This is a genomic window from Dasania marina DSM 21967, from assembly GCF_000373485.1.
GTDB classification, from domain to species: Bacteria; Pseudomonadota; Gammaproteobacteria; order Pseudomonadales; family Dasaniaceae; genus Dasania; species Dasania marina.
This window is the reverse complement of record NZ_KB891592.1, coordinates 48893-63325: the sequence shown is the minus strand read 5'-3', so window position 1 is coordinate 63325 and position 14433 is coordinate 48893. Positions and strand designations below refer to the sequence as shown.

Genomic DNA, 14433 nt, shown 5'->3' with positions numbered 1-14433 from the left:
ACTCAATAGCCTACACCGCCCTAATTCTGTACAATGCGCCTCCTTTAGCTAGCCCCGCACAATCGGTAATCGGTACTGCCCATGTCATCTACCCCTGAAACATCATCACCCAAACAAAAAGTCGGCTTTGTTAGCCTAGGTTGCCCCAAGGCCCTCGTTGACTCCGAACGCATACTGACCCAGCTCAAGCTAGAGGGCTATGACATTAGCCCCAGCTATGACGGTGCCGATGTGGTGGTGGTGAACACCTGTGGCTTTATAGACAGTGCCAAGCAAGAGTCTATGGATGCCATTAGCGAGGCCATGAAGGAGAACGGCAAGGTGATTGTTACCGGCTGTATGGGTAAGGGCAGCGATGCCGAGGCGATTAAAGCGGCGAACCCCAATGTGCTCAGCATTAGTGGCCCCGCCGATTACGAGACGGTTTTGGGCGCGGTGCATGACTATATCCCGCCCACCATAGAGCAAAAATCAGCTGCCGAGCACAACCCGCTAATAGACTTAGTGCCACCACAGGGGATTAAACTCACCCCCAAGCACTATGCCTACTTAAAAATATCGGAAGGCTGTAACCACCGCTGCACCTTTTGTATTATCCCCGCCATGCGTGGCGACTTAGTTAGCCGCCCTATTTCTGAAGTGGTAGACGAAGCCAAAAAACTGGTAGCCGCTGGCGTGCGTGAAATACTGGTAATTTCACAAGACACCAGCGCCTACGGCGTAGATGTAAAATACAAATTAGATTTTGTTAATGGCCGCGCCCATGAAACCCGCATGCAAGACTTAGCGGTAGCCTTGGGTGAGCTAGGCGTATGGGTGCGCTTGCATTATGTGTACCCCTACCCGCATGTGGATAAAGTGATTCCGCTAATGGCAGAAGGCAAAATTCTGCCCTATTTGGATATCCCCTTCCAACACGCCAGCCCGCGCATACTCAAATTAATGAAGCGCCCCGGCAACCAAGTTAAAGTATTAGAGCGCATTAAAGCTTGGCGCGAAATCTGCCCGGAGTTAGTTATACGTTCAACGTTTATCGTTGGTTTCCCCGGTGAAACGGAACAAGAATTTCAAATGTTGCTGGATTGGTTAGAAGAGGCACAGCTCGACAGAGTGGGTTGCTTTAAATACTCACCGGTAGAAGGTGCTACCGCTAACGAACTCCCTGACCACATACCAGAAGATATCCAGCAACAGCGCTGGGAACGCTTTATGGAAACTCAGCAAAAGATTTCCAGCGCTCGCTTACAAGCGCGCATAGGCCAAGAAGTTGAAGTGTTGATTGATGAGGTTGACGAGCAAGGTGCTATAGGCCGCTGCTATGCCGACGCCCCAGAAATTGATGGTAAGGTTTATCTCGATGGTTTTACCGACACCTTCCCCGGCGATGCACTACTGGTCACCATTACCGGCGCTGATGAGTACGACTTGTGGGCCGAGCCTGTTTATGAGGACGAGCCTGGTTATGAAGACGAGGCGGATTATGAAGCTGAACAGGCCTAAGTTAGACCTGTTCAGGATATAACTTTTCATGCTGTAAACAGCTGATAAGCACCCGGTACAAATGCTCAAAATTTATAGGCTTGGCGACAAAATCGTTCATGCCAGCCGCTAATACCTTCTGTTTGTCTTCTTGCATGGCATTAGCCGTCATGGCAATAATCGGCAAATCATAAAACCGCCTATCAGCACGTAACTGTTCGGTGGTGGCTAAGCCATCCATTTTCGGCATCTGTATATCCATTAAAATGCCATGCACAGGTATCTGCTCTAATAGCGATAAAACCTGCAAACCATTTTCGGCAACCTTAACCGTGACCCCAACTTTATTTAATAAGGCTACCGCCAAGGTTTGATTAAAGCGGTTATCTTCCGCCAATATTACCGTCATCCCTTGCAACAGGGGCTGGCTAGCGGCCACCGCTTTTTGCAAGCGCTGCGCAGAAGACAAATCACTTTCTGCAGGCCTATTGGCTAATGGGCGCACAGGTATTTCAAAGTAAAACTGACTACCTTGTTGCAACTGACTAGTCACCCCTATACGGCCATTCATTAACTGCACAAAACGCTGGCAAATACTTAGGCCCAAACCCGAACCCTGATATTGTCTGGCTACGCTACTATCTATTTGCCTAAAAGGCTTAAATATTATTTGCTGATCCTGCTCGCTAATCCCTACACCAGAATCACTCACCACAAAACGCAGCCAACAATTATCATCACCTTCATCATCACTGGCTATGCGTCTTACCGAAAGCGAAACAGCCCCACGTTCGGTAAACTTCATCGCATTGCCACATAAATTTGTCAGCACCTGTAATAATTTACCTTTATCACACTCAACAAAACTGGGCACATCAGAGGCCACCTCTACACTGAACAACAAGGCTTTTTCCGTAGCCTGAATTTCAAAAACATCATTCAGTTTCTGCAGAATATCGGCAACAACAAACGCTTGCGGCTCAAGGCCAGCATTACCGGACTCCACCTTGGTATAACTCAAAATATTATTAATTAAACTAAGCAATAAGTTTGCCGAGGAAACAACTTTAGCAATATAGCTACGCTGCAAATCACCCAGCTCCATAGCTTCAGTCAGTTGCGCCAAGCCTAAAATTGAATTAAGTGGCGTGCGTAACTCATGCGTCATCACTGCCAAAAAGTCACTCTTAGCCTCATTGGCTTTTTCCGCCTCGGTCTTCGCTATACTTAACTGTTGCGTGCGCTCGGCAACACGCAACTCCAAGGCTTTGGAAAAATATTCAGCGGCCCCTATACGTAGCTGCATACCGCGCACCGCAAAATAGCACAGCACCGCAATCAGCAGGGACACTAAGTAGCCCAATATACTGAGGCGTATAGAATAAGGCGATTCATGCGACCACCCAGTCTTAGGCTTGGCCGCTAACAACCATTCGCCGCCGAGAAAGCTGACTTTTTGGCTAATATTAGCCACGGCAAATAAATCGTCTTCCCCATAAAAAATATCACCACTTGCGCCTAGGCCATCTTTACCGCGCATAGCTATGCTTAAGGTTTTTTCAGCCTCCGCTAGGCCGGCACTCTGCAACAAGGCCTGATAATCAACCACCATACTCACTATGCCTACAAACTGACCATGGTTTTTGCCCTGCGCATGACTAAATAGAGGAATGCGACAAATAATACCGGTGCCGCCCTGTATTAATTGCAAAGGGCCTGCCACTACCGGCATACGCGACTGTACCGCGCGTTGCACAGTAGGCCATTGCGTGGGTATATCCCGATAATTGTGACCAAGAGCGGCGGAGTTACCCTCCATGGGATAGGTAAAACGTATGATATAGGCTTCTGACACAGCCACATTATTAATATAAGGCAGCCTTGTAGTCGCCTCTCTTGCCCAAGCCTCTATCTTATCCTGCTGGCTTAATAGCGAGGTGCCCTCAACTATCAGCGTGGAGATTAAGATCTCTATGCCCTGGGTAATATAAAAAGTGGAGTTTAACCGTTGCTCTAAATCTAGACGGAAACGCCCCAGCTGATTCACCACATCCATACGCTGGCGGGAATAGTGGGCCTCATCAATTAGCCGCACCATAAAACTAAACAGCTGCTGGCTAGCCACCGCCAAAAGCAGGCAGATAAGCAATAATTGTAAGCGCGAGAGTTGTTTCATAAGATGATTGTTAAAAGCCTCAAATACGTAAACACCGCGATGACTCAATAGCTATTAAATGCACAACTAGTGCACATAACCAAAAACAGTAGCCAGATCAGCTATGGCTTAAAAACCACCATCGTTATGATCACAACTAATATACGGTACAATTACCCTTTATATTCACACACGATGTTGTTCAACACCATGAATTTAATCTTATTTTCTGCCCATGAGCTCAATCAGCAGCAACAGCTGCGCTTAAGTGATGAGCGCTACCAGCAAATACGTCATATCCACCGTTCACAAGCAGGCGATAGTGTACGTGTGGGCATGATTAACGGCCTAATGGGCACAGGGCAAATTTTAGCTATCGACGAGCAGCAAGTCAGCCTAGCGGTAGACCTCAGAATTACAGCACCAGAGAAGCTGCCTTTAACCATCATCCTAGCCCTGCCCAGGCCTAAAATGATACGCCGTATATTCCGCACTATTACCGAACTGGGCGTCAGCGAATTGATCATTATCAACAGCTACAAAGTTGAAAAAAGTTTTTGGCAAAGCCCAGCGATCAATGAAGCCAAGATACGCAGCTATTTAATCGATGGTTTACAACAGGCCAAAGATACCGTGTTACCCAAGGTTAGCTTTTATAAGCGCTTTAAGCCTTTTGTAGAGGACGACTTACCCACGCTCAGTGCCGGTAGTAAAAAACTCATCGCCCATCCCGATACCGGTACGGTTTGCCCATTGGCCATTAACTGCCCCACCACCTTAGCCATAGGCCCAGAAGGTGGCTTCACAGCTTATGAGGTAGATAAGTTTTTAGCAGCGGGCTTTAGCGGTATACACCTAGGGCCGCGCATTTTAAAAGTGGAAAATGCATTAACCGTATTGACCGCCAAGCTGTTTAACTAAGCCTACGTTTAGGATTTATGCAGCGCATCCAGCTCGCCACCTGCAAGCACAAACGCTGCAAAATCTTCAGCAGGCAAAGGCTTACTAAAGTAAAAACCCTGGATAACATCACAGTGCAAAGATTTTAAGAACTCTAATTGGCTCAGTTCTTCAACACCTTCAGCCACCACGCTTAACTCCAAACTCTGCGCCATGGCGATAATCGCTTTTACTATTGCGGCATCGTCTCTTACCCCTGGCACATCAATAATAAAAGACCGATCAATTTTTAATTCATCAATAGGAAAACGCTTCAGATAACTCAATGACGAATAACCGGTACCAAAGTCATCTATAGAAAAACTGGGGCCTAAGGCTTTAATGTCGTTCAGTTTTTTTATGAGGCTATCTTCGCCGCCCATCATCATGCCTTCAGTAATTTCCAGCCTTAAATACCGCGGATCAATACCCGAATCATTAATGGCAGACTCAATAACGTGCTGTAGGTTGGCCATTTTAAATTGAGGACCCGCCACATTTACCGCCACCATTAAATCGCCAATCCCCTGCTGCCGCCAATCTACCTGCTGTCGACAAGCTTCTTCAATAACCCAAGTGCCTATAGGCACTATCAAGCCACTTTCTTCCGCTATAGAAATAAATTCAAACGGCGGCACCATACCCATTTCGGGACTATTCCAACGTATGAGAGCTTCACAACCTGTTACCTTACCCGCATGCAAATCAATTTTCGGTTGGTAATGCAAAACAAACTCGTTATTTTCCACGGCGCGGCGCAAAGCGGCTTCAATGCTGAGCCGTTTTTTAGATAGTTCATTAATCTCTTTGGAATAAAACGCATAGCTATTAACACCTTGCTGTTTAGCATAGGCGGTAGCAGCACCGGCATTTTGCATTAGCACATCACTCTCGGTGCCATCATTGGGATATAGCGCTATTCCTATGCTGGCACTGATATAAATTTCTTCACCATCTACCACAAAAGGCTGAGCTAAGGCATGCTGTATGCGCTCGGCGACAAAGGCGGCACTATCATCCTGCGCCACCTGCGGTAGCAAGATAGAAAACTCATCACCGCCCAAACGGGCCAACTGACGCCATAGGTCATCTATCCCTAAGCGCGACACCAAGTCACTCTCACGCACACTTTCTATCAAGCGCATAGAGACTTCTGTTAAAATTTCATCACCAGTTCGTGGCCCCAGGCTATCATTCACCTGTTTAAACTTATCTAGGCCTATATTTAATAGCGCCATGCGCTCATGGTCTCTGCGCGTTTTTTTGAGTGACCACTCTAATCTATCTAAAAACAATTGCCGATTGGGCAAATGGGTAAGCGCATCATAGTAGGTAAGCTGATCCTGATAGGCTTTAACCATTAAGGTGTTACGCAAACGCAGGGCTAGTTCACTAGAATCTACCGGCTTAGAAAGAAAATCTGTCGCTCCCAACTCCAAGGCTTTGAGCTTGGTTGCACCGTCACTGGAGGAAGTCAGTACTATCACCGGAATCTTCTGCATCATTTTAAGCTTGCGAACAGCCTCTAATATATCAAAGCCATCCACATGCGGCATATTTAAATCCAGCAATAAAATATCGGGACGTTTTGTATCCAGAATTTCCATGGCCTTACGTGAATCTTCTACCGCAATAAAATTTTTATAGCCTTCTTCTTCTAAAAAAGCCTGCAGCAATTCCATTAGCAAAGGCTCATCATCGACCATCATAATGACAGCATCTTTCAACTGCGTAAAAAGTTCATCAACATGTAATTTAGAAATCTTTTCGTTCATAAATATCCTTGCGAGCTTTCTTAACGGCGTTAAACCGTGTCGTTAACTTCGGCTTTTCCTATACGCTCAAACAACGCTCTAATGGTTTTCATAATCGCTTTAACTTGTTCTACGCTTTGCTGCTTAGCCTGTAGCTCTAATTCAGCAGCCTGCTCGGTAAATACACCAAAACCGGCTGTGCCGGCCGACCCTTTCAACCAGTGAGCTAGGTCGGCGACTCTAACAAAATCATGTTGTTCTACAGCGGCATCCATAGCGTGCAGTTGCGCCTCTAAACGCATAACAAATCTCTCTATAATGGGTCGCAGCTTTGGGTTGCCTATCAGCGATGATGTTACCTCCCCAACGGGCTGATGGTTTGAGCTAGTAACGTGTGACGCGGGCGCGGCTTGACGCGGCACTACTGCTGGCTCCGTATCGCTTATCCCTGCCTGCACCCGCTGGGTTAGCTTTTTAATACGCGCTAGGGTTGCCTCTAGCCCAGCGTTATCCTGTTGCTTTGCAAAATCCTCTAGCGCCTTACCGGGCTCATTAAATTGATGGAAGCCCACTGACCCCGCCGAGCCCTTTAACCAATGGCCTAAGTCCTGCAAAGTTTTATACTCATTTTTCTGCACTGCAGTTTCTATAGTATTGAGCTGTTGCTGCAAGCGCTGCACAAATTTATTGACAATAGTTTGATACTTTTTATTAGCCCATAAGCTGCTCACTATGGGGCTGTCATCGGTAGCAATTGATTCTACATCACTGTTTTCTGTCGCTAGTGTAGGAATCGTGACATCACTATCGTTATCGTCCTGCCACTGGCCGCCCAATTCTGCGGCCACCAGCTCTAACAATTTTTCTATATTGATAGGTTTAGTCATATAGCCTGAATAGCCGGCCTGTAGGCATTTTTCCCTTGCACCTTTCATGGCGTCAGCGGTCAATGCAACAACAGGTATTTGCAAGCCTTGCTGGCGCATTGTAGCCACCGCGGTAAAACCATCCATAACCGGCATTTGCACATCCATTAACACCAAATCATAGTGCTGTTCATCCAATGCCTCTAGCGCTTGCAGGCCATTGTCTGCGGTATCAATAGCCAAGCCCACTTCGGTAAGCACTACGCTTAACAACTCGCGGTTTTCAACGCCATCATCAACCACTAAAATTTTGGCGGGTTTAAACAACCAGCGACCGTGGTTATGGGTTTCTTCCAGTTTATTCGCCGTGGTCATTTGCTCAGGGCTTAACAGGCTTACCCCGCTAACATCGCCCGCGGTGATGCGCGTTTTAAAACAACTGCCCGCACCTTGCTCGCTGCTAACCACAATGTCACCACCCAAAGCTTCGGCAAAGCGTTTACTGATGGTTAGCCCTAAGCCGGTGCCACCAAAGCGACGGGTAATAGAACTGTCGGCCTGCACAAAGGGCGAGAATACAGCGCTGGCCTGTTGCTCGGTCATGCCTATACCGGTATCCAACACATCAATTTCTATAATAGAATCTTTGCCGCCGCTAACTAAGCGCGTGACCACTTTCACGCCACCCTGCTCGGTAAACTTAATAGCATTGCCGATAAGGTTGGTAAGAATTTGTCGCAAGCGTCCAGGGTCCGAATGTATAGTCGCGGGAAAATCACCTTCCGGGATAAATTCCAAGCTCAGGTTTTTTTCTTGCGCTTTTACCCGCATAACCTGTATCACATCATGAATAATGCTATGCAGCGAACACGGTAAGGTTTCCACCTCCACCTGCCCGGCTTCTACTTTAGATAAATCGAGTATGTCGTTAATTAACTCCAGCAGGTGCTGGCTGCTGTTGGCGATAGTGTTGAGGTATTGCAGGCTATCACCCTGCACTTTATCGCTGTTGCGGTTGCTGTAAGCGCGTTTTAGCACTTCGGTGAAGCCCATAATGGCATTCATGGGGGTACGGATTTCATGGCTCATATTGGCCAAAAAGTCACTCTTAGCTTGGTTGGCTTGTTCAGCTTCCAGCTTTGATATCCGCAACTGCTGCTCTTTTTCTTCTAACTCAGTAATATCATCAAAGCTAATTAACACACCGCCGGCTTTATCATCATTACCTAATACCGGTGAACAATTCGTTAAAAAGGTACGGTTACTGTTGTCGGGTAAGCGCAACTTAATGGTGCGGCCCTTTTGTGCGAGGCTGTCGTTTAAAGCCTCGGTCCAGGGATAATTAGCTTGGATTAGGGGCTGATCTTCACCATCAAACCACTCAAATCGCGACACCTTTCTGCCAAACAATTGTTCGCGCGTGAGTTGCACCAAGGTTGAGAATGCCTCATTCGCCAAGACTATATTTTGTTTGGCGTCTAGCACCAACAAACCTTCAGCCATGGTATCTAAAGCTGAACGCACCCTCTCTGGCACCGCCTGTGATGGATCTAAATCTTTAAGCATTTTTCGTAAATAAAGAAAAAACAACAACAAACAAGTAAACGATAAAAACGCAATCAGTAAAAAAATGGGTTCAAGCATAAAACCCAAATAACCTTGCGGCCGTAGAGGCTCAAAACGTAACTCTATTTGCCCCCATTGACTTTCACCTTCCCATATAGGCACCACCAGCTGACTATTATTGTCGCCATCTACCAACCAGTTAGCTTCATGATCACCTACCATCATTATGGCTTTGGCCTCACCTCTGCGTATAGCCGCCGATAATATTTCAGGGTTACGGCTTAGCACTAAGCGTAGGTTGGCCTCCATGCGGCCTAGATCAGAACGGGTAATAAATATGGAAGCATTAGAGACTATCGCTTCCGCCACGGCCACGCGGCCATCTATTATGGCTTGATCGCGGTTAGGGATTAAACCAAAAAACGCCGCCACTAATAGCAAGGTAATTAATATACTGCACTGCCCCATTGCCAGGCGTAAGGTAGTGCCATTACTTTTAAAAAATTGTTTCAAAACCTGCATGCTTAATGACTCAACTTATTATTGTTATCGGTTTGCTGTTCAGGCAGATCATTGGCGGCATTACTTTTATTGGCCACTATAGACTCTAGTGATTCATCATCTCCGCCCGCCAAGCCGCTATTGCCCTGCGACAATATGGGCAGGGGATCAATAAAACGCCATGCGGGTAAGGCGCTTAAAGCACTGCTTAATAACACGCCACTGCGTACCAGCCACACCACATAACCCACGGACAAACCTGCCGTAGCGGTAACTGTGCCACCCAATATGGATTGGCTGCGCTCAGCCTTGCCAATAAAATTTTTCCTCATGCTATCTAAGCTGTCCGATAAATTTTGCGATCTCACCAACACCAAAGGATCAATAAGAGAAGAAAAACCAGTATTAACGCTGCCCGACACACTGGCTTCTACCGCCGTGGCTAAGGCAGAATCTTTATTCAGCAAGCGTACGTTAATACCGCTGCCATTGTTGTTAGCGGATGCATTGTCACCATTAGCAAATTCATTAGCAAAGCCGGTTAAGCCCTCTAAATCGACACCCTGCAAATTACCAAAGGCTGGACTCTGGTTATCGAACGTTTCAGCCTCTGACGCTACATAGGCCGCAGCTTCGCTCTCTTCATCATCTTCTGACTCTTCTGATTCTTCTGCTGTGCTACTATCGTCAGTATCCTCAGTACTTTCTTCTGAGTCTGGGCTTTCAGGCGCTGGTGCCTCTGGCACTACCGGCTCAGTCACAACTACAAACGCAGACTCAACCGCCACCGCTGCACTGGTGCGAGCCTCTACCGAGCCGTGGCTGTCGGTAGCATTTACCCGCACACTGATGTCGCTACTCGCGTCATCACTGCTTAACAAATAGCTACTGCCGGTAGCACCGCTAATGGCCACACCGTCACGCAACCATTGGTAACTAAAACTGGCAAGGCCATCCTCATCCGACAACCCTGAGGTGTTAGCGGTTACCGTGCTGCCCATAAAGGTGCTGCCATCCACAACCACACTGCCGGTTAACGGGTCATTGATATTAGCCACTGCTGCTGTCGCCGTGCTGTTGAGGCTTTCTGCATTGCCGCTGCCGTCGGTATAACTCACCACTACCTGTATCGCTTTATCGACATCGGTATCGCCTAGGATGTAGCTACTACCGGTAGCGCCGCTAATGGCCACGCCATTGCGCTGCCATTGGTAGCTAAAGGTTCCCAAACCATCGTTATCGCTGATAGTGGAGGTGTTAGCTGTGAGTTTTTGGTCTTCCACCGCCGAGCCGGTAATAGTGACACTGCCGGTAGGCACATCATTTACCGCCTGTACCGTCACGGTAGAGCTAATACTCAACGCCACTTCATCATCGCCACCATTAGCCGTGCCGCCGCTATCTTTAAAGCTAATGATGGTCACCACTCGGTTGCTGGTATTAGGTGCTTCACTGTTGTTTTGGTAGCTAATACCCTTAACCAAGTTTTGCGTAGCGGCTGCATTTATGCTGCCGCCACTTAGGGTGATGGTGGCTGTGGTGCCGCTTACCGACACGCTATAGCTCAAACCATTGGTGGCGGTGACGCCGCTGCTGCTATTGGTGAGCGCTATGGCCGTGCCGTCTAGGTTTAGGATTTCATCAGCGCCGTTATTAACATTATTTACCGTTAGGGTGAGTTCGCTAAGGGTTTGTGCAGCCTCTATGGTATCAACCGCCGCTGCGCTAAATAGGTTTTGCGCAGCCCCCCCCTCGGTAAAGGTAGGGTTGCTGGCGGTGGCGGTGAGCGTGGGTTCGTCGTTAACGGCTAGCACGGTTACGGTACTGGCGATGCCTAACGCGGCGGTATCGTCACCACCATTGGCAACGCCGCCACTGTCTTTGAGGTTGGCAAGGGTGACTACCCGGCTGCTGATGCTGGGGTCGTCGCTGTTGTTTTGGTAATTCATACCATCAACCAACGCTTCCATTTGCGCGCCCGTCATGGTGCCTCCCACCAAGCTCACAGTGGCTGTGCTCCCCACTAGGCTCACACTGTAAACCAAACTATTGTTGGCGGTAATACCACCGTTGCCATTGGTTAAGGCAATGGTGGTGCCATCTATATTAAGCACTTCGTTACTACCATCATTAACGTTGGTGACGGTGAGGCTCAGATCCGTAAGTGTTTGACCCAGCTCTATAGTCGAGGCATTAGTACCGCTAAAGAGGCTGGCAGCAGCCCCTCCTTCGATAAACGTAGGATCGGTAGCCGTGGTGCTAAAACCGGGTTCAGTGTTCACCTCTTGCATAGTTACCGTACTACTAAGAGCGAGTGCTGCGGTATTATCGCCGCTATTGGCTGTGCCGCCGTTGTCTTTCAGGCTGGTAATAGTGATGACCCGATCGCTGGTGCTAGGGACAACACTGTCGTTCCGGTAGCTCAGGTTATCCACCAGTGTTTGCGTTTCTGCTTCACTTAGGCTGCCACTCAAACTAATCGTCGCCGTGCCGCTCACCACGCTAACGCTATAGACTAGGCCATTGTTAGCAGTGAACCCCGGGAGAATGGTGTTAATCAGCCATATGGTGCTGCCATCGATGTTGAGTTTTTCATTACTACCATCATTGACGTTGGTAACGGTTAAGGTCATCGCGGTAAAGGTTTGGCCACTTTCTATGGTACTGGCACTGGCACCACTAAACAGGCCTTGGGCTACCCCCGTTTCGGTAAAGGTGGGGTTGCTGGCGGTGGCGGTTAAGGTAGGTTCATCGTTAACACCGACCAGGGTAATGGTGCTGGCTATGCTTAACTCGGCAGTATCGTCGCCGCTACTGGCTGTGCCGCCGCTGTCTTGCAAGCTGGTAATGGTAACAACGCGATTGCTAGTATTGGGGTCATCGCTGTCGTTTTGGTAGCTAATGTTGTCGACTAAGGTTTGGGTATCAGCGGCACTTAAACTGCCACCAGTAATTGTCACCGTTGCCGTAGAACCCACTACGCTGACGCTGTAGGTCAAGCTATTGGTGGCGGTGATACCGCCGTTGCCATTGGTGAGTTCAATAGCAGTGCCATCAAGGTTGAGTTTTTCATCGCTACCGTCATTAACATTGGTAACGGTCAGTCCCATGCCGATAAATGTTTGACTGCCTTCGATGGTGTCAGCACTGGCGCCACTAAATAAACTTGCTGCTGCCCCGCCCTCGGTGAAGCTTGGGTCATTACCGGTGGCGGTTAAGGTTGGCTCGGCATTAGGTGCACTCACCAGCGTTAGGCCGCTTATATGCACACCGCCGCTGTCTAGCCTGACATTATCGTCGCCATCAAATAACAATGTAGCATTACCCTCAGCAGTAAACCCTGGCCCCTCTAAGCTAGTTTTACTGATATCGAGAACAAATACATCATATTCAGTTGCGGCTAAATTGTTATCGCCTACATCCTCACTACCCCAGATACTCACCAGAATATTGCCAGAAGTTAACGGGGCACCCGCAATCGTGGTATCAGTTTCGATAAGCTCCAAACCAGAAATACTCTCTGAAATACCAATGTCAGCGCCGCTGATTAGCACGGTTTTAGTGCCAGAGGTGGTACCGGCCCCTACCTCGTCGGCGCTAAATGTCAAAATATCCTCGTGATTAAAACCGCCACCATTTTTTTGGGTAAATAAGAAAGTACCCGCATTGAGGGTGGTACCCCCCACGTCCGTTTGTTGCTCAACTAAAGTAATAGCTCTTACTTCATCACCCGAAGTACCTAGCCCCTGAAGTAACATATAAAAACTACCTGAGCTGTAGTCATTGGCAGTGTCGGGCCTAAAGACAAATACATCCTCTTTACCCACTACGAGAGTATTAGTACTTTTAAGGGTTTCGGCGTCGTTAACCGACACCAGCACATCACCTGGCTGTAAATCGAAGGTGTCGTTAGTGCCTACGGTAATATTGGTAGACACGTAATGCATAGAACGAATGTTTACATCATCATTGCCACCCACGCTAACGGGGTTAAAATCATCGAAATCGACAATAGCAGTAAAGGTACCATCAGTAGTACCGGTAGCAGGTACAGGTGTAGTCTCAAATCGTAAGTTAGGGTCGGCAACCTCTAATAACTCACCTGCACTCCAGTTAGCGAGGCCTGGTGAGCTAGCGCCAGACACATCGCCTATCGTGGTTAACCACAGCGCATCCACCGTTCCCGGTGGGCCAAGAGTAGAATTCCAGCTTGCCTGCGCCGATAAATTAATCGCGATAGCCGTATCGATTTGCCCGGTATGATGCTCTAGCTGCCAATCGCCACCTAATGCTGCCGCACCGGTTAAATCGTCACTGGCGGCTATATCCGCACCGGTGATGCTGGCTAGGCTGGTTAATAAGTCACGGCCGGCTTCACCAGCGGCCAATTCACAACCGTAAATTAATAGGTCGGCTTCGCTATCTAAAAATTCGCGCCACTGGCTAAGCGATTGTTGATAGTCGTTTAGGGTGTTGCTGCTTAGCCACTCGTCACCTAAGGCAAAGCCGCTGTCATTACCGTGGCTGACGATGTGTATGGCATCAACCTCACCTAACGCTTGCAAGGTATGGGTAATGTCAGCCAAGGCATCGTCACCGGGCTGCCATTCTATGATGGTGTAGTGGGTTTGCTCGTCGTTGTTGGGTATACCCGCTAGCAGCGTTTGGTAATCCTCTACGCTGGTATCAACAAAAATAATTTCTTGGCGGATGTTGTCATCGGCTGCAGGCAGTAGTGCAGCCAAGTCGTCCATTAATGCCGTGCTGCCATCCGCTGCTGAATCGGTGCTGTGGAAAGTGGTGGCTTGTGGGCCGTTCAAGCTGTCTTGATAGGACAATTGCCCTAGGCTGCTGAGGTTAATCGCATCAGGGCTGGCGGCGGTTATTATGGGCGTGTTTTGAGCGCTGGTGGCTATGGCTTGTAGCAGTTGTTCGGCGGCCGCTTGATCATCAAGTAGCAGTGGGTCGTCTATTTGCCCTAATAAGCCGGTGGGATCGGCGGCCCCTAGCGGGTCGGCAGACATGAGTAACCTAGGCTCCAGTGATTCTAGGTTATACATCGCTAGGGGGAGTTTTTCGGCCGCTTTGCGGCGAAAAATCATACTAAGGGGCTTCATGGTTTGCACTCCAAGCTAGCGATTTATGCATCAGTAATAACATATCGATACCTTGG

Annotated in this window: 6 protein-coding genes; 2 read left to right on the top strand and 4 right to left on the bottom strand. The window is 48.3% G+C overall.

The features are described from left to right. Positions 1-81 precede the first annotated feature (81 nt). A complete protein-coding gene (gene rimO / locus B067_RS0118990; RefSeq protein ID WP_019531686.1) occupies positions 82-1500 on the top strand; it encodes a 30S ribosomal protein S12 methylthiotransferase RimO in 1419 nt (472 codons plus the stop codon). Position 1501: 1 nt separating this feature from the next. Here rimO and B067_RS21535 read toward each other — a convergent pair whose 3' ends face one another. Beyond that, the gene (locus tag B067_RS21535) at positions 1502-3655 is read right to left on the bottom strand and encodes an ATP-binding protein (RefSeq protein ID WP_019531685.1); all 2154 of its coding nucleotides are present in this window, start codon (positions 3653-3655) and stop codon (positions 1502-1504) included. 189 nt (positions 3656-3844) lie between these two features. On the opposite strand from B067_RS21535, the gene B067_RS0118980 reads away from it, so the two are divergent. Further along, the gene (locus B067_RS0118980) at positions 3845-4555 is read left to right on the top strand and encodes a 16S rRNA (uracil(1498)-N(3))-methyltransferase (RefSeq protein ID WP_026244789.1); all 711 of its coding nucleotides are present in this window, start codon (positions 3845-3847) and stop codon (positions 4553-4555) included. Positions 4556-4563: 8 nt separating this feature from the next. Here the strand turns inward: B067_RS0118980 and B067_RS0118975 are convergent, their stop codons facing one another. From B067_RS0118975 to B067_RS0118965, 3 genes are read right to left on the bottom strand one after another with little or no spacing between them, the layout of a single operon-like run. After that, positions 4564-6348 (bottom strand): GGDEF/EAL domain-containing response regulator, encoded by a 1785-nt coding sequence (locus B067_RS0118975; RefSeq protein ID WP_019531683.1) that lies wholly within the window; start codon positions 6346-6348, stop codon positions 4564-4566. Positions 6349-6377: 29 nt separating this feature from the next. After that, a complete protein-coding gene (locus B067_RS21530; RefSeq protein ID WP_169335599.1) occupies positions 6378-9272 on the bottom strand; it encodes a hybrid sensor histidine kinase/response regulator in 2895 nt (964 codons plus the stop codon). An 11-nt stretch (positions 9273-9283) separates the two neighbouring features. Next, positions 9284-14377 carry a DUF4347 domain-containing protein gene (locus B067_RS0118965; protein WP_083921472.1) on the bottom strand — a complete coding sequence of 1698 codons (5094 nt, stop codon included), beginning with the start codon at positions 14375-14377 and terminating at the stop codon, positions 9284-9286. Positions 14378-14433 lie beyond the last annotated feature (56 nt).

Bases quoted from the DNA above. Each gene is read 5' to 3' on its own strand.
- B067_RS0118975 (WP_019531683.1), bottom strand. From the start codon at position 6,348: ATGAACGAAAAGATTTCTAAATTACATGTTGATGAACTTTTTACGCAG.
- B067_RS0118980 (WP_026244789.1), top strand. From the start codon at position 3,845: ATGAATTTAATCTTATTTTCTGCCCATGAGCTCAATCAGCAGCAACAG.
- B067_RS0118965 (WP_083921472.1), bottom strand. From the start codon at position 14,377: ATGAAGCCCCTTAGTATGATTTTTCGCCGCAAAGCGGCCGAAAAACTC.
- rimO (WP_019531686.1), top strand. From the start codon at position 82: ATGTCATCTACCCCTGAAACATCATCACCCAAACAAAAAGTCGGCTTT.
- B067_RS21535 (WP_019531685.1), bottom strand. From the start codon at position 3,655: ATGAAACAACTCTCGCGCTTACAATTATTGCTTATCTGCCTGCTTTTG.